The sequence below is a fragment of the Chryseobacterium sp. JV274 genome (genome assembly GCF_903969135.1).
Taxonomy (GTDB): Bacteria; Bacteroidota; Bacteroidia; order Flavobacteriales; family Weeksellaceae; genus Chryseobacterium.
The window spans coordinates 328,241-352,584 of the sequence record NZ_LR824569.1; the positions used below are offsets into that span (position 1 = coordinate 328,241).

Consider the following 24,344-nt stretch of genomic DNA (forward strand, 5'->3'; position numbering starts at 1 on the left):
CATTTGAAATTATGCTAAACAATAAATTATTACAAGTATTCCTTTTTTCTTTTTCTTCACTGTTCATTGCGCAACAAAAGAAAATTTCACTTTCTGATTTTCCTGATGATAAAGTAATGGTGGTTGCCCACCGTGGGGATTGGAGAGAAGCTCCGGAAAACTCAGTATGGGCAGTAAAAAAAGCAATTGAAAAAGGAGTGGATATGGCTGAAATAGATCTTGCCATGACCAAAGACAGTGTCTTGATCCTGATGCACGACAATACCATTGACAGGACGACAACAGGAAAAGGAAAGCCGTCTGATTTTACACTGGACGAAATCAAAAAACTCCATCTGAGAGACGGTCTGGGAGTGGAAACGCAAATGAAAGTTCCCACATTACAGGAAATTCTGGAAATCTCAGACGGAAAAATTCTTCTGAATCTGGATAAAGGTTTTGATTACATCAAACAGGTATATCCTTTGGTAAAAAAACGAAATATGCTTGATCAGATTTTGTTTAAAGGCCACGAATCTTACCCTGAATTCAATCAGAAATACGGCGATATTAAAAATGAGATTCACTATATGCCGATTATTCAGTTAGGCAAAAGTGAAGATCTTAAAAAAATCTCAGATTATATCAGAAACTATAAAATCTACGGCTTTGAATTTACAGTAGGAACAACGGAAAAGGATCTGATTGATTTTAAATCTTTAAGAGAAAAAAAGGTCAAAATCTGGGTCAATTCATTGTGGCCACACCATAACGCCGGAAATAATGATGATCTGGTCCTGGAAAATGCGGATGTTTATGATTGGTATATAACTAAAGGGGTCAACGTTATTCAGACGGACCGACCGAAAGAGCTTATCAATTATCTGAAACGTAAAAAGCTTTATTTTTAATAGACAAAGCGCTGAAATCAAAGATTTCAGCGCTTTGTCTATTAAATAATGATTTTATGGAGAATAAAGGATTTGAATTTGATTATCGTAAGTAATAATGGGAAAAAGCTCGATAGAAGAAAAAATATTTCCTGTTTGGTAATGAAGTGTTAATGTAAGATGAGTGCTGATTTGTTATTAACTTATTTCTCTACATTTGGTGAATAAACTAAATAACTATGAAAAAACTATTACTTATCGCAAGTAGTGTATTATTGTTTTCTTGTACAACCGGCGAAGAATTAGAAACTTCGGCAAATACAGAATCAAACTCAAAACAAATTACTTTACAGAAGGCTAAATCTGGAGCCAGTCTTTTGGTAGGTGAAAACATCACATTAAAATGTAATGGATCATCAAATTTCCAAAATCCTATTAATGTAAATCCTAACTATCCTTACATAAGTTCTTATGAAGTGCTTTATCGTGATTTAGCACCATTGTATGGAAGAAATCAACTCAGGCTTTCAGAGTTTGTTGCAAAACATATTTGGGGATATGGCGGGCCTTTTACCAGTCTCACTGAGATTTATATTGGATACAATGCCATGAATGATTTTAATAACTCAAGTGTGAATTATAGTTATATTCAAGATTATACAATAGGTCAGGACGGAGATAATGCGCAAATATATGGAGATATGTTTGGAAGCAACAGCGTTCCTATGACAAATGATGCAGCCAATACAGTTTATCATGGTTTTAAAGCTAAGATAGACCAATTAACTTCCCAAGGAAAGCAAATAACAGCTGTTCACCTTTACACTGACGGCCTGCTATGCATTCCCAGTGTGAGATTTATTAAAATGACTGTAAAAGTATTATAAATAGTTCTGTTAAAAATCAAGCTCCTTAATTGGAGCTTTTTTATTTACTGTTCTATCAAAAACAAAAGGTGGACTGCAATAATCCACCTTTCTTTATAATAGCTGTCTTCTGTTAAGACTGGATAAATTCCAAAAGATCTTTGTTGATCGTTTCATGTTCTGTAGTTGGCATTCCGTGAGGGAAACCTGGGTAAGTAATCAGTTTACCGTTCTTTAATAACTTCGCTGATTTTATAGCAGAATTTTCGATTGGAACAATCTGATCATCCTCTCCATGTAATACCAAAACAGGAATATCAACTGCTTTCAAATCTTCTGTAAAATCAGTTTCAGAAAATGCTTTAATACCGTCATAGTGAGCAACAATTCCACCCATCATTCCTTGTCTCCACCAGTTTCTCTGAATTCCGTCTTTGATATTTGCACCTTCTCTGTTGTAACCGTAGAAAGGAAACGTCAGATCAAAATAAAACTGGTTTCTGTTGTTCAAAGTCTGCTCTCTGATACCATCAAAAACTTCCATTGGAACTCCGTCAGGATTGTTTTCACTTTTTACCATAACCGGAGGAACAGCGCTGATTAATACAGCTTTTTTTGCTCTGCCGTTAGCATATTTATGTACATATCGGATCACTTCTCCACCACCTGTAGAGTGTCCTATATGAACAACATCTTTCAAATCAAGAAATTCTACAAGTTCCGCAGCATCAGAAGCATATTGTTCAATGGTATGGTTATAGATATTCTGGCTTGAACGGCCGTGGCCTCTTCTGTCATGAGAAATTACTCTGTAGCCTCTCTGTAAGAAAAAGATAACCTGTGCATCCCAATCGTCAGATGATAATGGCCATCCATGGTGAAACATTAATACTGGTCCTTGTCCTTGGTCTTTGTAAAAAATTTCAGTTCCGTCTTTTAATGTAAGTGTGCTCATAGTTTTAAATTTTTAATGTTAATGATTAATTTGTATAATAATTTTTTGTTGTCTTAATTCTTTAGCAAATGTAGGACAGTTTGAGTTCTCTGAAATTAATCTAGTTTAATTTCGTTCATATTTAATAAAAAATTTTTATTGGGATGTCAGATCTGTTTTTTGCCTGCATTCTTTTGGATAACCAAATTTTTACAGGAAAGGCACTAACCAAGGATGATTAATGCCTTTTTTGCTGTCATTTCAATATATCCTTCTCTAGAACGAGTTGTTTGACTATTCAGTTGGATAGGGATAATATTATTCTATCCATAAATGTCCCATAGAATAGGTTTTACCTTTACCCGCAACGATAACTCTTTCATTTTTATTTTCGCAATACAGCTGTCCACCTCTTTCAGACAGCTGGCGGGCAAAAAGTGTATCTTTTCCTAATCTTGAAGACCAGAACGGAATGAGCGAGCAGTGGGCAGAACCGGTTACAGGATCTTCGAGAATAGAGGACTGCGGAGTAAAATATCTTGAGACAAAATCACTGTCTGTACCGGCTGCCGTTACAACAAGACCGCCAGGATCCAGATTGATAAGGTCAAAAACAGATCTTTCAATTTTGATATTTTTGATGTCGTCCTCAGAATCATAGAGCAGAATATAATCTCTTGATTTGAAAACTTCTTTGGGCTGTATATTGAGTGCTTCGGATATGCTGTCCGGAAGAGCAGCTGCTTCAGGCATTCTTGAAGGAAAATTCATATAGTAAACACCATCTTTAACCTCAACCGTTAACTCACCGCTTTTAGTTTCAAAAATGATTGTATTACTCTGATAGTTTAAGATCGAGATGAGGCAGTGCGCTGTAGCAAGAGTAGCATGTCCACATAAGTCCATCTCTATTTCGGGCGTAAACCATCTCAGGTGAACAGTACTGCCATTGTTGATAAAGAAAGCTGTTTCGGCTACGGCATTTTCGCGGGCAATTTTTAAAAGTAACTCATCGGGTAACCAGTTTTTTAAAGGAACAACACAGGCAGGATTTCCATGGAAAATTTTTTCAGTAAATGCATCTATTTGATATAATTCTAACTTCATGATTGATAAAAATTTCTGTCTCTAACGAAGATACTCTATTTTTCAGACAATTGTTGACAGATTCATCACTCTGCTGTTTTTTCTTTTTTCAGCTGACTGATAAAATAGGAAGGACTTACCCCGGTTTCTTTTTTAAATATAACCGCAAAAACTTCTCTTGAAGAGAAACCGCAAGCTTCTGCCAGATAGCTTATTTTATATTCTCTGAAGATAGGAGTATCATATAACTTATTTGTAATGAATTGAATCCGAAGCCCATTAATATAATTATTGAAGCTTTTATTTTTATACTGTTTGATAATCTCTGACAGATATCTTGGGTTGGTAGCCAGTGAATTGGATAAAGAGGTTAGTGTCAGATCTTTTTTCAGGAACTTTTCAGATTTTTCAAATTTTGAAAGTTTACTCAGTAACAGAGTCGTAGTTTCTTCAGAGATGATTAGATTATTTTCTGGTCCTTTATTTTCTGGTTTGATTTCAGTGTATTGCTTTTCAGTAACCTGTACTTCTTTTTTCAGATTCTCAATAATTGTTTCATATCGCTGATGAAGCTTATTTTGATTTCGTTTCCAATACCACCATCCTCCTGTAACAAGAACCAGGGCTATGATAAAAAAAACGGCGGCGAACTGTAAGATATTATTCTGATGAACTTTATCTTTTTGCAGATTTATTTTTTTAATAGTTTTATCAGCAGACATCTTGTTTGAATGGGCTAAACTATCGCTAAGGTTTGAATAAAGAGCCATATATTTGATGGTAGAATCTTTATTTTTAAGACTTTCAAAAGAATTGGTCAAAGTAGCATATGCAGCTACTCTGCTGGCAGGGGAATGTGTTCTCTTTTCTAATTGTAAAACTTCCTGTGCATACTCAATGGCTTCTGTATTTTTACCCTGTTCCGAATAGAAGTGTCCCAGATAATTTAATATAGGAATTTTATCAACTTTCATCTGAGTAAATTTCCTTTGATTCAGGATGTTTAAAGATTTTTGCAGGTATTCTTCAGCAATATCCAGTCGTTTGGGATTTGAAATCATCGCATAATACATTCCTATATTCATATAAAGATATGAGATCATGTCATACTTTTGATCTGTCTGCCGGGTATTTTCAAGATCACTTATTTTTTCTGCTTCCTGCAGGCTTTTTTTGAAATACAATAGAATAGTGTCCTGATGAGCTTTTTTAGGAATATAATAGCCGGCCGTTAAACCCTGGTAAATATGTGCCCTGTTAAAGTGTTTTTTGTTTTCATCGGTAAGTTTATTAACGAAATATTCTGCCTTATGAAGTTCTTTATAGTTTTCATCAAAAAGACCAAGTGCTGAAAGAGCAGTTCCTCTCTCAATATATGCCATAGCAATAGATTCGTTATCGCCAGCTGCCTTGGCTGCCTTTTCTACTTCATAAGAGTATTCAATAGACTTTTCATTTTCATCAATATTATGATAGAGCATCATTATGTTCTTTACGCTTGTAAGGATAGATTCTCTGTCATTAATGTCTTTAGCATCTTGTAATATCTGTAAATAAAGCTGAATCTTTTTCTTAGGATCAAGAGATATATTTTTAGCGGATGCTAATTTCTTGTTGATACTTTGTTTGGTAATGGTTCGGTTATCTATTTGGGCGTGGTAAAAACCGAAAATGATACAGGCGAACAAAAGAATAATGTTGTTTTTCATCCTAGTTAAATTGTTTTTTCTGTTTGCAATTTTAGCGTTATTTTAAGTAATTATCTTTCATTTAAATGTAATTATTTCGGAATTTATATGGCTGTTTTTATAGATAAATGTCTGATTATTAATTTTATCCGTGTTAATCGGTGTTTTCATACATTGTCATTTCTTTTTATTCTATTATGTGATTTTAACCCTGGATTTTGCCTGTTTCGGGAATGTAATATAAACCGAATTTCTTACTACACACACTCATTTGGTGTATGCCAATCATCTACATTTGCGATTGAAGAATACTTTATGCTGTGATAAAGATTTAAAAAAATATATCAGTTAAATTTAAATAAATGTGCAATAAAACAGCCTTTGATATAAACACAAAATTCTAAAACAAAAACCTGAATGATGAAAAAAATAACTGTAAAAATCTTCCGCAATGATTCTGGATCTTAAAAATATTCATATAGGATCTTTGATAAAGCTGCGTATTGAAGAATGGAATATCAATGTACTCCGGATATGTAAATTTCTGAAATGTACAGAAGACGAATTGAATTCTATGTTATCAGAAAAGTCTCTGGATTCTGAAATCATATTGAAACTAAGTACACTGCTGGAATATGATTTTTTCAGGCTTTATTCTCAGTATCTGATCCTTTATGCTCCTCAAGCAATTTCAAATGATTCTGAAAAGAAAACCGCCCTTCCCCAATACCGGAAAAACATATATACAAAAGAGATGGTAGACTTTATTTTGGATCAAATTGATAGTGGAGGTAAAACACAAATGCAAATTGTAAAAGAGTATAGAATTCCAAGATCTACTTTGTACAAATGGGTGAGCAAATATGCACAATCAAAAAAGAAAGATTAATTAAATGAAGAACACGCCTGATTATAAAAAAATTTTTAATGATATAATCAATATAAAATTCCCTGAAAAAAAAGAGATATGCAGCCATTTATTAGATAAATCAGATTTATCGGTACTTGATATTATAGATCTTAATGAGCTTCTTTTCAGAAACAGTTCCAAAGAAAACAGTGTTTTTAACCAGAAACACCGCTCTTATAATGAATCCGTGATTTATCAAATATTAGAATATCAGAAAAAGAACCGGCTGAACAATTCCCAACTTGCCGGACATTTTAAATTAAGCAGGAATACTGTTACTAAATGGAAAAGTCTTTTTCCGATCTAATATTTTTTAACCTTTTAAAAGATCTGTCATGGATCAAACTTCAATAGTTCAATTAAAAATATAAAACAGATGAATAAAAAAATGATCATAGTAATACTGGGGGGTATGCATGGTTTTTTTTCTCCGGTAGATGCCCAAACAGGGATAGGTACCTCTAATCCTCAGGGTATTTTACATGTAGATGGTGCCCAAGATAATGCTGCTGCCGGAATGCCAACAGTTACCCAGGCTGCAAACGATTTTATTATCAATAAGACTACAGGTTTTTTAGGGCTGGGAGTTCTTGCACCTAGAGTAAAGCTTGATATGAGGTCTGCAGGCCCGGAAAATGCTCTGGGCCTAAATACCACCACAATGAGTGCGGCTTCGGCAGGAGCAGGAGCTGTACGGTACGATGTCATCAACGCACCTGTAGGAGCAAAGATTGAAGTATCAGATGGTTCGGTGTGGAGTAAGGCCTATGTTGCTCCCCAGAAGGCGGTTGTAGTGGCACGTAAAATTACAAGCCAGTCAATAACACAGGGCTCGGCAACTAATATTGGTAACTGGAATGTGGTACGTGATATGAGCAATAGTTTTGATGCCAATTTTGGAGTTTTTACAGCTCCCCGCGATGGTACCTATACTTTTTTGTTAACCTTTAATTTTAATGGAGTAGTTATTAATGACGGCTCCAGAGTTGAATCACAATTTTACAATACAACAACAAACACTGTTCTGGCGAGTGTGTATAAAACCTTCGGGCAATCAATGACAGGTACTTCTGATGATGCTAATGCAACCCGGTCTACACAAGCCGGGGGATCAAGTACGGTTACACTTACATTGAGTGCAGGTACAAAAGTAGTGACGAGGCTCTGGCATAATCTTATTTCGAGCGGTGCTGTTACACTCAGGGTCACAAGTAACTCTACAGATCCCACCAATCCGGATGATGGGTTTAATAATTTAACAATTATCGAACATTAAAAAAATCAATATGATGAAAAAGAATAGAAATATACTCTATACACTGCTTGCCTATATTTTATGTTTTTCCTCAGGTAATCTCGTTGCGCAGGTAGGTATTTTTACTCATAATCCTGCACAGACTTTACATATAGATGCCGCAAAAGACAACGGTAATACCCCGGATGCATTGAAATTATCTAATGATATCGTTGTAAGCACAACAGGCAACATGGGAATTGGTCTGCTGAATCCTGTTACTAAGCTGGATCTTCGTTCTGCAGATAATAAAGGAATTATAGGGCTGGGAACAAGTGTACAAACACCGGTTGAGGCCGGTGCCGGTGCTATACGTTATAATACAAGTGGATTTTTAGAATACTCAGATGGAGAGCAATGGATTGCCCTGCCTCTTACAGCGCCAACCAAAGCACTTGTGAATGCCAATAAGACCTCTGTGCAAAGTATTGGAAATAATACATCCACTCCAATATCAGGCTGGAATGAGACTGTTGATTTAGGTACTGCTGTTCCCAATGGGGACTTTGATCCTTCCAATGGTACTTTTACAGCTCCCCGCGACGGATTTTATCTGGTGTCTTTTAATATTACACTAGCTAATGGAAACATTCCTAAAAATACTTTTATAGAAACCGCAATAGAAAGTAATCAGAGCACTGAGAATATTCCCATATTCAAAACATTAAACTCTTATCCTGCGTTTCAGGCAGGAGCAGTAAGCAATTTTATAAGCGGAAACTGTAACGCCATTTTCAACCTGAAGACAGGTAATACGATTAAATTCAGCGTTAAACATAATCTAGGTTCTGCAAGGAATACCTTAAATGATGGAAAATTAAATAATCTAAGTATTAGTGAGCTATAAAAATAAAATGATGATACAGCCATATAAAATCAAAGAAATATCCTTAGTCTTCACTCTTCTGCTTCTGGGAGTGCTTCATGTGAGTGCACAAATAGGATTTGGAGTAGGAAATCCTACAAATCCCGTTGAAATCAATACCGATGCCGGGAAGGTTGTTATAGACAATACGGGAAGGTTGGGAGTAATGGTTCCCAGTCCCAGGGTTGCTGTAGATTTACGCAGTGGAAATAATGGTTCAGTGGCAATAGGCAATACAGATAAAATGGCCAGCCAGGCTGGGGCAGGAGCTTTACGGTATGTTGCAAGTCCGGCCATTGGGGTAAAAGGATATTTAGAATTTTCTGATGGTATAAACTGGGTAAGTTTTTTTCCTAAAGGTAAACCCCGTATTGTAGTAATGGCCAATAAGGTAACCCAGGATACCTATCTGTTTGAAAGTGCAACACCCTCAGAAATAGGAACTAAACCTGGTATTGTACAGCGCAGGTCGTCCTACTTAACCAATTGGGTAGAAAAACTTGACTCAGATTCAGGGGTGCCTACAAACAATTTTGATCCGGCTACAGGAGAGTTTGTTGCTCCCCGAACCGGAGTATATTTTGCGACCTTTACTTTTGCACTGCAGTCCAGCCAGGTTAATACTGGAGGAAATAACCAGACAGAAGCCATTTGGGAGGTCAGAAATCAGGGAGGTACAATCACTCAAAGGGTAAAAACAAATAATGGATATGCTTCTGATACAGGAGCCAGTCCCAATGCTGTGGCAGTAGGTTCTGCATGTACCGTAAGTGTTTATTTGAACAAAGGAGACCGGTTAAGACCTTTTACCTGGATCACAGTAGCGTTTGACGGTACAATAAGCCAATTTGATATATCAGGAAGCGGAGCATACAATTCTCTGACGATCGTAGAACAATAGCGATATTGATTCATAAACAGGTTCTGAAAATATAAATTTTAATTATGGGAATCTTGCTGCTTTATCATTGTTTGACTAACAGCAATTGACTGAAAACAATACACAAATGTCTTAATATATGTTTAGAGGCATCCTTTTCAGGGTGCCTCTCAAATTATTTTTATCTGTTATTACTGAATTCCTGATTTTTAATAAAATATCTTCCTGTTCTGAACTTTTATTAAATGTGCATTATGCATTTTTTTTATTGTTCTGATAACTGTTTCCACGCGTAGTCCCGTTAAATTAGCTAACTGCTGTCTGGTGAGGGGAATCTGGAATGAATATTTGTTATTATCATTATTACCCTTCAGATAATCCATTACCGTTTTGAGCTTATTTAAGGGATTCGGTGAGGAAACATTAAATAACATCACATATTTGTAATATAGCCGCTCAGCCAGGCATTTAAACATTTTGGAGGAAACTTCCGGATTTTGTTCCAGTAAACTGAAGAAATCCGTTTTGGATAATTTAAGAACAGTACAGGTAGTTTTAGCTGTAGCATTGGTAGGATATACCTTTTCATCAAAGAGAAAAGATTCTCCAAAACTTTCTCCGTCATACAAAATGTTTTGAATAAATTCTTTGCCGTCTTCGTGATAATTGTTTAGTTCAACAATACCATTAATAATCTGATAATAAAACTTTGGCAAATTTCCTTCATGAAAAATCGTTTGATTCGCTTCAAAACTTTCATAATTTGCACCGTAGGCTAATAATAAATCTTTACTTATTATCATGTCTTTAAATTTTATAAGTTAATAATGAATTATTTTTAAAAAATTTATAAAACGCACAACAAAAAGCAAACCATATTCAGCAATTTTTGGAAAAAAAATACCACATTTTTTGCTTGCTTTTTTTAATTCCTTCACGACCATCTAGAATAAAAAAATCCCTGCCAGAAGGGATTTAATATATTTTAACATAAGTTTTATGATCTAAGTCATAATGTCAGAACTCATATTTCACTATATTTGGAATAATAAAACTAACCATGAAATAAGGATAACATAAAAGCTTGTTAAACTAAAATTATTAAAGATTATCAAAGATTATGAAAGACTTATTTTCATTAAAAGGAAAGAGGAAGGAACATATTATGAGGTATTTCAAGAAAAAGATGTACCAATTGATCGAAAAGGGTGACTGGATTACCTTTACAATTAAAAAATGGTACAGGACCATGACTATATCCTGTTTGATATGTAATGATTTAGTTACTTTAATTATTGTGAGAATAAAGATAACTCCATTTTATGAAAAATACACAGTGTTGTAGTTTTATATATACAGCGGTATTCTACGCGTATTAAGTAAAAATGAAATCCCAAAATATTTTGTTCTTCGATGGGCAGGTTGTATGTGATCAAAGGCTCCAGTTTTTTATTCCTCGCTGTTTTCTGTGGAGTAGATGCTACTTAAAAAAGAGATAATAAACTAAAACAATCCATCCTATTGGGGAACATAGCCAAGTGATGATTCCGAATAGTTTTTCAAGCCAATCCGAACTTTGAAATAATAAGCAGTCTATAATAAATTCTTTCATATTTCTAAGTTACTTTTATAGAATGTATTCTGGTTACGGAAACCCATAACGATTATTTTTTTTATGTTAAATCTCTTATTTAGGAATAATTTTTATATTTGATCCTAAACTAAAATCAAAACCATGAAAAATTTAAAGAAAATTTCTAAGGAGAAATTAAGAAGTATTAATGGGGGGCAAAAGGTATGTTTACCGGGACAAAGAGAAATGCATTGCCCTAACAGTCCGATACCACAATGCTACTGGAGAGAAAATACAATGGAATGTCCAGATTTTTAAAATACAATCCCTCATCAAGAGGGATTTTTTATTATGGGTATTTACTTATGCTTTATGAAATGATCTTTATTCCATGCTGAAATATTGATAGTTCATCTTTTACAAGATTCAAATAATAATTCCAACGTTTTTATGATTTTGGTTATTTGATTACACTTATTGTCTATCCATTCACACTTACTAATTGTTTCTTGCCTTGGATTTTGTCCATCTTTAATTTTACAGCCTAATCAAAAATTTTTATTATGAAAAAATTATCAAGAAATGCCTTAAAAACAATTGGAGGAGGCTTTGCATGTAACTGTGGTACCAGATATATTGGAGAATTTGGCTCAATGGAATCTTGTATTTTTGCTTGTAGCGTTATTATTAAAGCGCCATGGGATCCGGAAGTTCATTAAATCATAAAGGTCGGTTATCCGGCCTTTTTTATACTCCTACAGCTGGTGTTTATTGGATTCATTTGCTGTTTTATAACGCGTTTTACTGGCAGTCAAAAGGTCACGGGTTCGAATCCCGTATTCTCTATAGAATACATTTTTTTTCTAAAAAAGCAAAACCCCAGTTTTAAGTGGGGAAAGACTAATAAGGTACTCAGTGATGACAATTTTTTTATTAATGATTAAAATACGTCTGTAAACAGCTATGTAGTTCTGCTTTTCCTTTGTCAATAAGTGCTGGTCTATGATTAGATCTTAAATCCAATCCTTCAACACGGATCAACTGAAGTTGGTTTATTCCCATAAAACTTAATATGGTTCTGACATATTGGGTGGAATGATCTGCATTCACATATCTGAAATCACGGCTGTATTCACTTCCGCTGCACTGCACATACATAATCTTTTTATCGTCGGACAATAAACCTACTGAACCATTTGAAGTGTATTTAAACGTACGCCCTGCAATAAGAATGTTATCAACAAGATCTTTGAACTTTGAAGTGATGTTGAAGTTGTGCAGGGGAGAGTATATGAGAATATAATCAGCCTCAATCCACTGCTGCAATAGTTTTTCCTGTGCTTTTTGCAAAACCGTTTCCTCTTCATTGGGCGTCTCACTATTTTTTTTCCATAAAGAAAGCAATGTTTCATCTATTCTGGGAATAATGGCCTCAGTACTGTCGTACAAATTAAGAGTATTGATTTCAATTTTTTCAATCTGGGATAAAAATTCCAAGCCACAATCCGATAACTGAACCGTTGCATGGGTGTTATCATTAAAAAGTGGATGGCAGTTTATATGTAAAACCTTTTTTTTCATGTGGTATAAAATAGATTGTTAAAAAATGAATCTCCAGTACTTAATTTCTGTGCGACAAAGTTATAAAGAGAACACTGGAATATACTTAAGCTGGTTTAAGAAAGGAATTTTCTTAAAAAGAAAAACCTCCCGGACATCAGGAGGCAAAAAAATGTATGTTTTCAGAAAATAAATTTCTGGAATTCAAATTTAATTAATGGAGATGCATTAAGCTATGACTGTGATCATAATACTGTTTGGTTTATAGGGAGGATTTACATAAAAAAAATTTGGGGTAAACCAGATATATAGGGGATATTGAGACGTTATTCGATGATTAATAGTGGCTTTTATTGTCTTTGCGCATCATTCTATTTAATTTTAGTTCAATAAAAATTACAAAATAGTTGGAAATATCATTTAAATACTTACTTTTGTACCCGCTTCGCAATTAGAGAAGACATGGGGGATTGGCGCAGTTGGCTAGCGCGTTTGACTGGCAGTCAAAAGGTCACGGGTTCGAATCCCGTATTCTCCACTTGGTGTATTTGAAAAAATCTTCAAAATGCGCTAAAAGCTGATTAATCCTGCAAAATTTAATTTTTTGCAGGATTTTTTTATCTCCCAATGAACAAAATTTTCAAAGAACTCATAAAAATTGCAGCTATTCCATTTGTTTTATAAACAGTTGAACAAAGCAGTTGACCTGGATGATTTGTAAAGTTTATCACAACTATCAGACAATTATTTTCTGTGATTGATATAGATATCGTAATATAGAATTAACTGTTTTAATAGTATTTTTTAATTTTAATAATCTATCTTTAACACTAGAAATATAAGATGATGTTTTCTTTATGGAATCACGCTAATTGATCTTTTTATTCCTTAAAAGAATTTAAATAAGTTATATGTATTGTTTTATATTCAATTACATTATTTTCTATTAATGAACATCTAAGTTTTATCCTTTATTTGTTCACTGACCTATATTATGGAGCATATTAAATTAATTGTTACTGACATGGACGGAACTTTTCTGAATTCCAGTCATGAAATGAGCCCTGAATTTTCGGATGTTTACAAAGAACTGAAAAAAAGAAATATTTTATTTGTACCGGCAAGCGGAAGGCAGATGCCTGGAATTACCCATTATTTCGGGGATATAGAGAGTGAGATAGGTTTTATTGCTGAAAATGGTGGCTATGTGGTTTATAAAGATCAGGAACTTTTTGCTGATACTCTGGAGTATGAACATATTGTGGAGATCATAAAGACTGTTCGTGAAATACCGGGAGCCAAAGCTGTATTGTCAGCTAAGAAATATGCTTATTATGAAACCGATGATCAGCAGTTCGTGGATTTTTTCTCAAAGTACTATACCCAAAATATGAAAAAAGATGATCTGACGGAAAAGATTGATGATACAGCCTTTAAAATTGCTGTTTATCATCCTGATGGTTCTGAAAAGTATCTTTATCCTGCCCTTAAAAAATTTGAAGACCTGGGCCTCGAAGTTGTTATTTCCGGAGCGCATTGGCTTGATGTCATGAATAAAGATATCAATAAAGGAAATGCCCTGAAAATACTCCAGAAGTCTCTGGGAATTTCTTCTGAAAACACGATGGCTTTCGGAGATTATATGAACGATATAGAAATGCTGAAGAATGCCAAATATTCCTATGCAATGAAAAATGCCCATCCTCATGTGAAACAGATCGCTAATTTTGAAGCTTCTACTAACGATAGTTTTGGGGTATTGAAAACAATTAAGGATTTCCTGCAATTGAATTAGTTCATCTATAAAAAAATAATAATACCAGAACTATATCTTGATGAGAAGTCTTATCCATTACAGAAGTTAAGAGATTTTAAGGTAGAAGTTGTTATTTTTGTCATATTATGCATGATCAGCTGTACCAACTTATTTCGAAAAACGTAAAGCTCTCAGATTCAGACAGAGAGCTGTGTACTCAATATTTCGAACCTGTCTCGTATCTAAAAAATAGAGTAATTGAGGAAGAAGAAAAAATACCACAGTACTTGTATTTTGTGGTTTCTGGATTTGTCCGGCTTTTCCATTATAATGATAGAGGAGATGAGATAACCACCCATATCAACTGTCCTCCCGGCTTCATTACCTCTTATTCTAACTTTGCCAATCAGAGTAAATCTGATGAGAATCTGGAGTGCATTACTGAATGTGAGCTTTTACGAATTACAAAGACTGATCTTGATCTGCTTATGCAGCAAAGTCCTGCATTTAAAGACTTTAGTTTTTTGATATTGCAGCAATCATTATCCTACAATGAAAAACGTGCAAAGGAGCTGGCAACGCTTACTGCCGAAAAACGTTATTTAAAGCTGATGGCTCAAAACCCTGAAATTTTACACAATGTCCCTATGCAGTATATTGCATCTTTTTTAGGGATGAATCCTAAAAGTTTGAGCCGTATCCGAAAACAGATTGTTAAGTAACATTTGTGAAGTGATTTTGAATGGGCAACACTGAACTTTGCAGTATCATTTAAAATCAAAAAGATATGACAAGCAGAAACTTAGTATTGGTGTCAGGAGCCAATGGACATTTGGGCAACAACCTTGTAAGGTTACTCATCAATAAAGGATTTCAGGTCCGGGCATCTGTCCGCAACATCAAAAATAGAGAATGTTTCAAGGATTTAGACTGCGAAGTAGTACAGGCTGATATTACGGACAAAGTTTCATTTATTAAGGCTCTTCAGGATGTTCATACGTTTTATGCTGTAGGAGCTTCATTCAAATTGTGGGCAAAAGATCCTAAAAAGGAAATCTACGACGTAAATATAAATGGAACCCGGAATACTATTCAAGCCGCTGCTGAAGCGGGTGTAAAAAGAATTGTCTATGTAAGTTCTATTGCGGCTTTAGATTACACCAATCTCCCTACTAAAGAAAACAATGGGTATAATCCAGACCGCCGAGATATGTATTATAATTCCAAAAACGATGGTGAAAAACTGGCCTTTCAACTTGCCAAAGAATTAGGAATAGAACTGGTATCCGTAATGCCTGGTGCGATGATAGGTGGTGAGGCATTTCTTCCTTTGAATGTCTCTTATGGTGTACTGAAGCTAATTTTAAATAAGCAAATTCCAATGGATACCAAAATAACACTTAATTGGATAGATGTAAAAGATGTCGCCGAAGGATGCTATCTTGCTGCACAAAAAGGGCGCTCAGGGGAACGATATATTTTAGCTCATGAAAAATGCATGACTATTACTGACACGACCAAATTGGCTCAGAAACTTTATCCGGAATTGAAAATCAAAATACCAGGCTCTGTTCCTAAGTTTATACTATATGCAATTGCAGGGTTAATGGAATTTTCAGCTAAAATAACTGGAAAACCTCCGTTATTAACTACAAAAGAGATTGCAATGTTTTCGGGATTACAACAGAACTTTGATATATCTAAATCCAGAAATGAACTAGGCTTTTATCCAAAAAATTCTGAGCAAACAGTGAAGGAAGCTTTCTCTTTTCTCATGGAAAATAAGAATTTGTTGTAAATGATTAGTTTGCATGACAGTTAGTAAGATATTGACGACGGATCGCTTGATATTGTTCTGTAAATAGTTCCGGTGCGGTCTTCATTTCCAGCAATGATAAGATTCTATTGAAATTTCCTTTTAAATAAAAACCTCTATGGAGTTCCAGTGATTTTTTGCCATAATATACAGTACAGACTGGAGTTTGATATTTCCCAACTATTTTCATATCTATTCCTGTAATGTCAGTCCAGAGAAATTGATGCCGTTTCAGACCTCCAGTAAATCGGATATTTGTATTTGAAATAATTAATTTTAGTCGGGTATACATTAACATACTCACAGCAATCAGCAAAAGTATAGGTACCAGAAAAATAATCTCCTTTGGAAGGTCTTTCTGCATGAGAAGACCAAATCCGGTCACAATTAAGAGAGGTCCGAAAAAATAACAGATTATTTTTAACCATTGCGGTGAGGAAAAAATTTCTTCAGTCAGTATCTGTTTCATAGTATAATAGTACGATTTTTAAGTGATGTATTCTGTTTTCGTTCAAACAAAAATAGGATGATTATCTACAGCTTAAAACAAGAATTATTAAAGTCTTTGATTAAAACATGAAAGTTAAAGTTATTAAACTAAATGGAAATGTTTGATTCTTAGATAAAAAAACAGCCACAATTGAATTGTAGCTGCCTCTTTTGAAATCAAATATCGACTATTATAAAGATCTGGAACGAGCAATGTTGATGAGATACACAAGATGTGCAAACATGTTTCGTTTCACAGACTCTACTTTTATATCTCCGGTGGTCTGGTTAATCGTTGTTACAAGATCTGTATTACATTGACCATTGAAGTTACCGCTTCCTAAATAGTTTACATTATTAGCTGTTGGGTAGGAGATTCTTGGATAATCCGGTGCAACCTGGTTGGCAACAGCAGTTGTTCCACTGAATCCTTTATTATCAACATATCGGGCTGTCCAGGTTCCTAAAAACTGTCCGTTACCCGTATTGATGCTCTGTCCCACAATAATTTGGGTGTCTACAGGATTGGTAAATCCGGAACAGGAGGTATAGTGATTTAAAGAAACGGTGCAGGAAGAAGCGTTATCAATAGGTTGAAAGCATTTTCCTTCATAGATGGTCAGCCTTTGTTCAGTGGAAGAAGTAGACGTGTTCAATAAAGCTTTCGGAGCAAAAATTTCTTCAGGAGATATAAGGGTTAAAACTCCTTGTGCATCCGCAGCAACAATTTTTTTTTCAGCATTTGAAAGTCCTCTTACTCTTACCAGACCATTGACATCTAGTGTATGAGAAGGAGTAGATGTATTAATCCCAACCTGTGCTGTTAAACTCCCGCCAATAGCAAGTGCTGCCAAAAAGAATGTTTTTGTTTTCATGTTATTATTTGAAAAGGTTAAATTTTTCACGAATATAGGAAATAACTTTAAAACTGGTGTAGAAATCGTCTGAAATCTAATATAAAGTAATTGTAAACAGATATTGAATAAAATAATATCAAATTTCAGATAGCGTTTTTTAAATAACTCAAAGCTGATACACCTTGTATTTGTTTGAAAAATATTTGTATTTTAGCCAAAATATGTTGTTTTTTAATAAACATATTGGGTGCTAATTAAAATTCAGATAATTTGAATGAAAAAATTAGTAGATTTGCACGGAACAAAAAAATAATAAATATTAAGCACTATTCTCTGTGACGGAATTTTTAGGAGGGAAGTACATTGAGAATAACAGGATTTTAGGTTAAAACTACTGAAACTATGAAGAAACTTTTTTTACTTTTATTAATGGCGTTTTTATTTATCGGTTGCAGCTCTGATGATGATACTATCTATGATTATGTAGGAACATGGTCAGGTTCTTATGAAGGAAATGATAAAGGAGTTTGGAACTTCGTGGTAGATGAGAGTGGTAAAGTGGTAGGAACAATGCATTCCGATGTTAATAATGAAAACTACAGTATTTCCGGGAATTTAAGTGAGACAGGAGATCTTAACGCAAGAGTAGGACTTCCTTCACAAGGAGATTTCAAAGGAACGTTAACGACGGAAAAAAAAGGAAACGGAAACTGGTCCAACTCACTTCCTACACCTGCACAGTCAGGAACCTGGAAAGGAGAGAAAAAATAAAACAAGAAAGTCTGCAGAATCTACTGCAGACTTTTTTATTTAAACAAATCCCATGTGGGTAATCTCATCGTGATCATTCTTCAGGATCATAAAATAAAGGAGAACATCATTTTCTGAAAAATATTTTTTAAAAGGCTGTTGCTGATTCCAGCTGATTATTTCTTCAGCATATTCTGTGCTGTAATTTTCAGAATCTAATTTTATAGTCATAATGACGGCTTTATCAGCACTACAATCTTCACTTTGATAGAGGATCTGATCCTCAATTCTGATACAATCCGAAATATTAGGGAAAGTACCCAGCTGAAATTCTCTCAGAAGCTTTTTCCCTTCTTCAGTCTTTAATCCATTTTCAACCGTTCGTTTTCCCCTTCCGGAAATCATATCCAGGTCTTTGATCGTTGTCATAACCTTTGCAAACTTCTGGTAGAGGAGGGGATCACCTGCTTTCCTGATATAGACTTCCAGGGTATTCCTTATAATCTTTCCAATTTTGGAGCAATGCCCGAATTCCGAACTGTTCTGCCGGACTTTCTCATACGACGGATCCTTTTTAAAAGCCGCTTTATTGAACCCGCTTTTCTTCCGAACCACATTTTTGCCGTTCAGAGTATAAAATACAAGGTCGCCTACAGCCCCTGTGATCTTGATGAGACTTTCATATGTTGCCATATATTCAAAATAGAGATCAAATATACCAATAAATACTTGAAATCAAAATTTTAACATATATTTATAATATAGTTGTAGTATAGTTATATTATAATTAAAATATAAAATGTATATTTGTTGAAGAATTACTTAACCGAGTATAAATCAGACGAATATGGGATTGGGGTTATTTGAACAAAAAATAAGAATAAAGCAGTGGTCTGTTTTACTGATTGCTTCTGCTTTTGTAGTGTCATGCGGATCATCGAAAAGTGTTTCCGGCAATAAAAAATCAAATACGAAAACAGTTGCAAAATCTGAAAATCTTAGAAAACTGGATTCAAAATTTGACGGAAATGTATCCAGATCAATTAATGATATTCTGAAAGATGCTGAAAAATACATCGGAACACCCTATAAATTCGGAGGAAATACATCATCAGGATTCGACTGTTCCGGGTTTACCGTAAAAGTATTTGAAGAAAATGATTTTAACCTTCCAAGAAGATCTTCTGACCAGGCTGAAGCTGGAAAAAATATTGATATCAGAGACGTAAAACCTGGGGATCTTTTGTTTTTTGCAACAGCAGGAGGAAGCAGAGTGTCTCATGTAGGCATCGTCCATGATATTGGCCCAGATGGAGAAGTAAAGTTCATTCATGCTTCTACCTCAAAAGGAGTAATGATTTCATCTCTGAATGAAAAATACTGGAATAAAGCATACCTTCATGCCCAAAGAGTTCTGTAAAAATATCTTTTAAAATGATAGAGAACCGGACATTTGCCTTCATTAAAACAGATAAAAAGCTGGTTAAGCTTTTCTTTAAAGATATTAATGTCATCAAGGGACTCGGAAATTATGTAGAAGTTCATACCGTAGACCATAAAAGATATATTTACTACAAAACACTTAAAGACCTTATTGCAACCCTTCCGGAAGAATTTATGCGGGTTCACAATTCATACATTGTCAATCTTACCAATATAGAATCTTTTGAAGACAATCACCTCATATGCGGCGAATTGAAAATTACCGTGGCCAAAAGTTATAAAGAATGTCTCCATTCTGCGCTCGGTAAAATGATGCTTTAAAATTCATCAACATCAGAAAAAGAGTCATCTGCATTCTATTTCTTACCCCATACATAAAAAAGTTTTTATTCCTGTTTTCTTATTCTAGTTTTACCAAAAACTTATATAATGAATAAAGACAGTGCATTAGATTACATTCAAAACAATTCAATTATCGGAGTAAAAGCAGGACTTCAAAGACCGGACTTTCTGGAAATTTGGATGGTTGTTGTCCAGAACAGAGTATTTGCAAGATCATGGGGTCTCGCCGAAAGAAGCTGGTACAATACATTTTTAGAAAACCCGATAGGAGAGATCCAATGTGGTAAAACTATTTATTCCATAAAAGCGCTCATCCCACAAGATATCAATGATCTTACTGAGGAAATTAATGAAGCGTATTTAACAAAATACAATACCGGTCACAATATCCCATATTCACAGGGAATTATTCAGGAAAAACATGTTGCCAGAACAATGGAGTTCGTTATTCTGGATTAAATAGATTTAAAAATGGTGTAATTATCCTCAAAAATAGTAGATAAAGCATTCAATAGAAACGGGCTTTAGCCCGTTCAATAAAAGATCAAACAATCAACTGGCTTTAGCCTAAAATTGTTTTACGATATTCTTTAACTATCCCGTCAAAAATTTATTCCCCTCCAAAAGAACAGAATTTTTATGTTTGTAATTGTAATCTTTCTGCAGTTAATTGCAATAGCATTGCACCACGAAACTCAGGAAATTTGTCCAAAACTATTATCATATGGCAGATTTTATCAGATTCTTTATTCCTTTATACTTCATACTTTTCTTTGCTGTTTCCTTTGTAGGTATCAGCTACAAAGTGGCAAAACAGATTGGTAAAAGCCCAAATGTTCTGCCCAGGGACGATTCTGCATATGGGCTTGTAGGGCTGTGTTTTAAGATCGTTTTATTCGCACTGTTTATGTATGTAATACTTCTTTCATTTTTTTATAACGATATTTCTTCTGCTTTTAAAATCAATTTTCTGGAGAATATTACCATTCAATTTACAGGATTTATTTTAATGATTCTGGCTTTAATTTGGGTGATCACAGCTCAGATTCAAATGAAAAACTCCTGGCGGATCGGAATTGATAATACAACAAAAACAGACTTGGTAACTCGTGGACTGTTCAGGTTTTCCAGGAATCCTATATTTCTGGGAATGACGGTAAGCCTTGTTGGTTTTTTCCTTGTTATCCCAACTGTCATTGCTCTGACTTTCCTTTTGATCGGAAGTATTTTGATGCAGATCCAGATACGCCTTGAAGAGGAGTATTTGATGAAAGTACACGGACAAAATTACCTGACCTATAAAAATAGGGTTAAACGTATGTTGAGCCTTTATTAAAAGCATAACGTTAAAAACCGTTTTGCTGAACTTTTTTGTATCTTTGGCCGGTATAATTTTTCAAACTAATTTAAATAAGAAACATGTCGTTACAACAAACTATTGAAAATATTTGGGATAATAGAGAACTATTACAAAATGAAGACAGCCAGAAGGCGATCAGAGAGGTTATTTCTTTAGTTGATAAAGGTGAACTTCGTACTGCTGAACCTACAGAAAACGGATGGCAGGTAAATGAATGGGTGAAAAAAGCTGTAGTAATGTATTTTCCGATCCAAAAAATGGAAACTATTGAAGTAGGTCCGTTTGAATTTCATGATAAAATGCCTTTGAAAAGAAACTATGCTGAAAAAGGGGTGAGAGTTGTACCACATGCAGTGGCAAGAGAAGGAGCTTACATTGCTCCGGGAGTTATTTTAATGCCATCTTACGTAAATATTGGAGCTTATGTAGACTCTGGAACGATGGTAGATACTTGGGCTACAGTAGGAAGCTGTGCACAGATCGGTAAAAATGTTCACCTGAGTGGTGGTGTAGGTATCGGTGGAGTATTGGAGCCGTTACAGGCAGCTCCGGTAATCATTGAAGATGACTGCTTTATCGGTTCAAGATGTATCGTTGTAGAAGGAGTTCATGTAGAAAAAGAAGCAGTATTGGGTGCAAACGTAGTATTGACAGCTTCTACAAAAATTATTGATGTTACAGGAGATACCCCTATCGAAATCAAAGGAAGAGTTCCTGCACGTTCAGTAGTAATTCCTGGAAGCTATACGAAACAATATCCGGCTGGAGAATATCAGGTTCCATGTGCATTGATCATTGGTCAGAGAAAAGAATCTACAGACAAGAAAACATCTCTGAATGATGCATTGAGAGAGAATAATGTAGCAGTTTAAGATTAATATTGTAAGCTAATACCACAATCTTGAAAGAAAAATTCCTTAAAATACTATTAAACCCTAAATATATATTTGGGGTTTATCTTATTATATCGGTTGTTACAGCAATTTCCAAATACCTGAGAGGAGATTATGCGATCAATAACTATCTGATTTTTAAAAATGTATTCTTTAATACCATCCATCAGAAAAATTTATTTATCCATTATCCCGATCTTTATTTTGATTTAAACCATTATGGCGTATTTTTCAGTGCATTGATTGCACCGTTTGCCATGATGCCGGATTGGCTGGGAATTTCACTATGGAATATTGGCAATACTTTTATCTTCATCTATGGTATTTATAAACTGCCTTTTTCAGATAGCAAGAAAGCTATTTTTGGATTGCTTTGTCTTCAGGAATACATTACAGCGGCTTTAAGTTTACAGTTCAATGTAGCACTTACAGGGCTTTTGCTGCTATCTGCAGTATACATTTACGAAAGAAAAGAAGTAAAATCAGTAACAGCCATTTTAATAGGAATATTCGTCAAAATCTACGGAATAGTAGGATTAACGCAGTTTTTCTTTATTAAAAATAAAGTCAAATTTATTCTTTCAGGAATAGCCATTGCAGTATTGTTTTTCGTACTTCCGATGGCGTATTCAAGCCCACAATTTGTGATTCAGTGCTATTCAGACTGGTTTCAGTCTATTGTAGAAAAAAACAGTGAAAATCAGGTATTGGGAAATATGCAGGATATCTCTCTGATGGGCTTTGTAAGAAGAGTTTTAGGAGATGCTTCCATTTCCAACCTTATATTTTTAGCAGGTGGATTACCTCTTTTTGCTTTACCTTATATCAGAATTAAGCAATACAAACACTATGCTTTCCAACTGATGATTCTGGCTTCAACCTTATTATTTTTAGTATTGTTCAGCTCCAGTTCAGAATCTCCAACCTATATTATTGCGGTTGTAGGAGTTCTGATATGGTTTTTCCTTCAGAAAGAAAGAACACCACTTATTATAGGATTGCTTGTTTTTGTTATTATTTTCACTTGTTTTTCCACTTCCGATCTATTCCCGAAATTTGTAAAAGAAAACTATATCATCAAATATTCATTAAAAGCTGTACCTTGTATTGTGATCTGGTTGAGAGTAACTTATGAACTCCTGACTAAAGATTTTGAGAAAAATTACAGCCTGAATTAATAAATATGAAGAAAATTTCAATTGTAATTCCCGCCTATAACGAAGAAGGAAATGTCGCTATGATCCATCAGAAAATTAAAGAAGTTTTTGATGGCTTACATAATTACGACTTTGAAATCATATTTGTAAATGATGGCAGCAGAGACAATACACAACAAAAATTAGAAGAACTTTCCAACCAATATGATGAAGTGAAATTCATTGAGTTTTCGAGAAATTTTGGCCATCAGCCCGCTGTAAAAGCAGGAATGGATAACGCTCAGGGAAATGCAGTTATTTCGATGGACGGAGACCTGCAGCATCCGCCAGAGCTTATTCCGGAAATGATTCAGAAATGGGAAGAAGGTTATGATGTAGTTTTTACTTTCAGAACTTATCCTAAAGAGATATCCTTTTTTAAAAGAAAAACATCAGACATATTTTACAAGCTTTTATCAAGTCTGTCAGACGTTAATTTGACGAAAGGAGGCGGATCAGATTTCAGATTACTGGATGCGAGGGCAGTGGAAGTGATGAGAAACTTTAATGAAGATGATTTATTCCTCAGAGGACTGACAAGCTGGATGGGTTTCAAACAAACAGGAATTGATTTTACCGCAGCAGAAAGGCTTTCAGGAAAAAGCAGCTACAATCTTAAGAAAATGTTCACTTTTGCCTTTACGGGAATCACAGCTTTCAGTGTAAAACCATTGTATTTGGCAGCTTATCTGGGGTTTTTATTTTCAGCACTTTCAGTAATCGGATATGGCACCTATGTGGTTCATTCTTTCATTGCAAAGACGGAGATCTCTGGTTGGGCATCATTGATTATGACCATTGTTTTCTTCGGAGGACTTCAGTTGATTATCCTCGGAATTATGGGGATTTATTTAGGTAAAATATTTAAACAGGTGAAAGAAAGACCTAATTATATTATTAAAAACAAAAAATTTTAG

Annotated in this window: 28 protein-coding genes and 1 tRNA gene; 21 read left to right on the forward strand and 8 right to left on the reverse strand. The window is 34.6% G+C overall.

All coding sequences use genetic code 11. From position 1 onward, the window contains the following. Positions 1-11 precede the first annotated feature (11 nt). Positions 12-890, forward strand: a complete 879-nt coding sequence (locus CHRYMOREF3P_RS01500) for a glycerophosphodiester phosphodiesterase family protein (RefSeq protein WP_180563676.1) — start codon at positions 12-14, stop codon at positions 888-890. A gap of 218 nt (positions 891-1,108) precedes the next feature. Beyond that, positions 1,109-1,756 carry a hypothetical protein gene (locus tag CHRYMOREF3P_RS01505; RefSeq protein ID WP_180563677.1) on the forward strand — a complete coding sequence of 216 codons (648 nt, stop codon included), beginning with the start codon at positions 1,109-1,111 and terminating at the stop codon, positions 1,754-1,756. Positions 1,757-1,868: 112 nt separating this feature from the next. On the opposite strand, the gene CHRYMOREF3P_RS01510 is transcribed toward CHRYMOREF3P_RS01505, so the two are convergent. The 3 genes from CHRYMOREF3P_RS01510 to CHRYMOREF3P_RS01520 form a co-directional block, all read right to left on the reverse strand. Continuing rightward, positions 1,869-2,690, reverse strand: coding sequence for an alpha/beta fold hydrolase (locus tag CHRYMOREF3P_RS01510; RefSeq protein WP_047384836.1), 822 nt, complete (start codon positions 2,688-2,690; stop codon positions 1,869-1,871). Positions 2,691-2,987: 297 nt separating this feature from the next. Then, entirely contained in the window at positions 2,988-3,776 is a 789-nt protein-coding gene (locus CHRYMOREF3P_RS01515) for a PhzF family phenazine biosynthesis protein (protein WP_077417712.1), read from the reverse strand. A gap of 65 nt (positions 3,777-3,841) precedes the next feature. Next, on the reverse strand, positions 3,842-5,464 hold the full coding sequence (locus CHRYMOREF3P_RS01520; RefSeq protein ID WP_180563678.1) for an AraC family transcriptional regulator: 1,623 nt from the start codon (positions 5,462-5,464) through the stop codon (positions 3,842-3,844). A gap of 430 nt (positions 5,465-5,894) precedes the next feature. On the opposite strand from CHRYMOREF3P_RS01520, the gene CHRYMOREF3P_RS01525 reads away from it, so the two are divergent. The 5 genes from CHRYMOREF3P_RS01525 to CHRYMOREF3P_RS01545 all read left to right on the forward strand — a co-directional run bounded on the left by CHRYMOREF3P_RS01525 (position 5,895) and on the right by CHRYMOREF3P_RS01545 (position 9,413). Beyond that, positions 5,895-6,332: a helix-turn-helix domain-containing protein gene (locus CHRYMOREF3P_RS01525; RefSeq protein WP_317043624.1), complete on the forward strand. Its 438-nt coding sequence runs from the start codon at positions 5,895-5,897 to the stop codon at positions 6,330-6,332. Positions 6,333-6,336: 4 nt separating this feature from the next. Beyond that, positions 6,337-6,660, forward strand: coding sequence for a transposase (locus CHRYMOREF3P_RS01530; protein ID WP_077417708.1), 324 nt, complete (start codon positions 6,337-6,339; stop codon positions 6,658-6,660). 81 nt (positions 6,661-6,741) lie between these two features. Further along, positions 6,742-7,629: a hypothetical protein gene (locus CHRYMOREF3P_RS01535; RefSeq protein WP_228408863.1), complete on the forward strand. Its 888-nt coding sequence runs from the start codon at positions 6,742-6,744 to the stop codon at positions 7,627-7,629. A 10-nt stretch (positions 7,630-7,639) separates the two neighbouring features. Continuing rightward, on the forward strand, positions 7,640-8,494 hold the full coding sequence (locus tag CHRYMOREF3P_RS01540; RefSeq protein ID WP_228408861.1) for a hypothetical protein: 855 nt from the start codon (positions 7,640-7,642) through the stop codon (positions 8,492-8,494). Positions 8,495-8,501: 7 nt separating this feature from the next. Further along, positions 8,502-9,413, forward strand: coding sequence for a hypothetical protein (locus CHRYMOREF3P_RS01545; RefSeq protein WP_180563679.1), 912 nt, complete (start codon positions 8,502-8,504; stop codon positions 9,411-9,413). A 188-nt stretch (positions 9,414-9,601) separates the two neighbouring features. On the opposite strand, the gene CHRYMOREF3P_RS01550 is transcribed toward CHRYMOREF3P_RS01545, so the two are convergent. Beyond that, entirely contained in the window at positions 9,602-10,195 is a 594-nt protein-coding gene (locus tag CHRYMOREF3P_RS01550; RefSeq protein WP_180563680.1) for a Crp/Fnr family transcriptional regulator, read from the reverse strand. Positions 10,196-11,127: 932 nt separating this feature from the next. Between CHRYMOREF3P_RS01550 and CHRYMOREF3P_RS24375 the strand changes: the two genes are divergently transcribed. Both CHRYMOREF3P_RS24375 and CHRYMOREF3P_RS01555 read left to right on the forward strand, forming a co-directional pair. Then, positions 11,128-11,283 carry a bacteriocin-like protein gene (locus CHRYMOREF3P_RS24375; protein WP_219072645.1) on the forward strand — a complete coding sequence of 52 codons (156 nt, stop codon included), beginning with the start codon at positions 11,128-11,130 and terminating at the stop codon, positions 11,281-11,283. A 245-nt stretch (positions 11,284-11,528) separates the two neighbouring features. Further along, positions 11,529-11,684, forward strand: coding sequence for a hypothetical protein (locus CHRYMOREF3P_RS01555; protein WP_180563681.1), 156 nt, complete (start codon positions 11,529-11,531; stop codon positions 11,682-11,684). Between the two features lie 214 nt (positions 11,685-11,898). On the opposite strand, the gene CHRYMOREF3P_RS01560 is transcribed toward CHRYMOREF3P_RS01555, so the two are convergent. After that, the gene (locus tag CHRYMOREF3P_RS01560) at positions 11,899-12,546 is read right to left on the reverse strand and encodes an FMN-dependent NADH-azoreductase (protein WP_180563682.1); all 648 of its coding nucleotides are present in this window, start codon (positions 12,544-12,546) and stop codon (positions 11,899-11,901) included. A gap of 443 nt (positions 12,547-12,989) precedes the next feature. Between CHRYMOREF3P_RS01560 and CHRYMOREF3P_RS01565 the strand changes: the two genes are divergently transcribed. The 4 genes from CHRYMOREF3P_RS01565 to CHRYMOREF3P_RS01580 all read left to right on the forward strand — a co-directional run bounded on the left by CHRYMOREF3P_RS01565 (position 12,990) and on the right by CHRYMOREF3P_RS01580 (position 16,079). Further along, a tRNA-Ala gene (locus CHRYMOREF3P_RS01565) sits at positions 12,990-13,063 on the forward strand. Between the two features lie 456 nt (positions 13,064-13,519). Beyond that, positions 13,520-14,320, forward strand: a complete 801-nt coding sequence (locus tag CHRYMOREF3P_RS01570; RefSeq protein WP_077417698.1) for an HAD family hydrolase — start codon at positions 13,520-13,522, stop codon at positions 14,318-14,320. 107 nt (positions 14,321-14,427) lie between these two features. Then, a complete protein-coding gene (locus CHRYMOREF3P_RS01575; protein WP_180563683.1) occupies positions 14,428-15,003 on the forward strand; it encodes a Crp/Fnr family transcriptional regulator in 576 nt (191 codons plus the stop codon). Between the two features lie 65 nt (positions 15,004-15,068). After that, entirely contained in the window at positions 15,069-16,079 is a 1,011-nt protein-coding gene (locus CHRYMOREF3P_RS01580) for an NAD-dependent epimerase/dehydratase family protein (protein WP_180563684.1), read from the forward strand. Between the two features lie 4 nt (positions 16,080-16,083). Here the strand turns inward: CHRYMOREF3P_RS01580 and CHRYMOREF3P_RS01585 are convergent, their stop codons facing one another. Both CHRYMOREF3P_RS01585 and CHRYMOREF3P_RS01590 read right to left on the reverse strand, forming a co-directional pair. After that, complete coding sequence (locus CHRYMOREF3P_RS01585; protein WP_077417692.1) at positions 16,084-16,566, reverse strand: hypothetical protein; 483 nt, start codon at positions 16,564-16,566, stop codon at positions 16,084-16,086. A gap of 211 nt (positions 16,567-16,777) precedes the next feature. After that, entirely contained in the window at positions 16,778-17,461 is a 684-nt protein-coding gene (locus CHRYMOREF3P_RS01590) for a hypothetical protein (protein WP_077417690.1), read from the reverse strand. A 384-nt stretch (positions 17,462-17,845) separates the two neighbouring features. On the opposite strand from CHRYMOREF3P_RS01590, the gene CHRYMOREF3P_RS01595 reads away from it, so the two are divergent. Beyond that, positions 17,846-18,214 (forward strand): hypothetical protein, encoded by a 369-nt coding sequence (locus CHRYMOREF3P_RS01595; protein WP_180563685.1) that lies wholly within the window; start codon positions 17,846-17,848, stop codon positions 18,212-18,214. A gap of 39 nt (positions 18,215-18,253) precedes the next feature. Here CHRYMOREF3P_RS01595 and CHRYMOREF3P_RS01600 read toward each other — a convergent pair whose 3' ends face one another. Continuing rightward, a complete protein-coding gene (locus tag CHRYMOREF3P_RS01600) occupies positions 18,254-18,886 on the reverse strand; it encodes a hypothetical protein (RefSeq protein WP_180563686.1) in 633 nt (210 codons plus the stop codon). Between the two features lie 154 nt (positions 18,887-19,040). Here CHRYMOREF3P_RS01600 and CHRYMOREF3P_RS01605 point away from each other — a divergent pair, with 154 nt between their 5' ends. The 7 genes from CHRYMOREF3P_RS01605 (at position 19,041) to CHRYMOREF3P_RS01635 (ending at position 24,344) form a co-directional block, all read left to right on the forward strand. Beyond that, entirely contained in the window at positions 19,041-19,613 is a 573-nt protein-coding gene (locus CHRYMOREF3P_RS01605) for a C40 family peptidase (protein WP_077417684.1), read from the forward strand. 14 nt (positions 19,614-19,627) lie between these two features. Continuing rightward, on the forward strand, positions 19,628-19,957 hold the full coding sequence (locus CHRYMOREF3P_RS01610; protein ID WP_077417682.1) for a LytR/AlgR family response regulator transcription factor: 330 nt from the start codon (positions 19,628-19,630) through the stop codon (positions 19,955-19,957). Between the two features lie 108 nt (positions 19,958-20,065). Further along, positions 20,066-20,437: a DUF2255 family protein gene (locus CHRYMOREF3P_RS01615; protein ID WP_077417680.1), complete on the forward strand. Its 372-nt coding sequence runs from the start codon at positions 20,066-20,068 to the stop codon at positions 20,435-20,437. A 265-nt stretch (positions 20,438-20,702) separates the two neighbouring features. Next, a complete protein-coding gene (locus CHRYMOREF3P_RS01620) occupies positions 20,703-21,314 on the forward strand; it encodes a methyltransferase family protein (protein WP_180563687.1) in 612 nt (203 codons plus the stop codon). A gap of 83 nt (positions 21,315-21,397) precedes the next feature. After that, the gene (locus tag CHRYMOREF3P_RS01625; protein WP_077417676.1) at positions 21,398-22,210 is read left to right on the forward strand and encodes a 2,3,4,5-tetrahydropyridine-2,6-dicarboxylate N-succinyltransferase; all 813 of its coding nucleotides are present in this window, start codon (positions 21,398-21,400) and stop codon (positions 22,208-22,210) included. Between the two features lie 29 nt (positions 22,211-22,239). Further along, a complete protein-coding gene (locus tag CHRYMOREF3P_RS01630; RefSeq protein ID WP_077417674.1) occupies positions 22,240-23,409 on the forward strand; it encodes a glycosyltransferase family 87 protein in 1,170 nt (389 codons plus the stop codon). A gap of 5 nt (positions 23,410-23,414) precedes the next feature. Then, on the forward strand, positions 23,415-24,344 hold the full coding sequence (locus tag CHRYMOREF3P_RS01635; RefSeq protein WP_180563688.1) for a glycosyltransferase family 2 protein: 930 nt from the start codon (positions 23,415-23,417) through the stop codon (positions 24,342-24,344).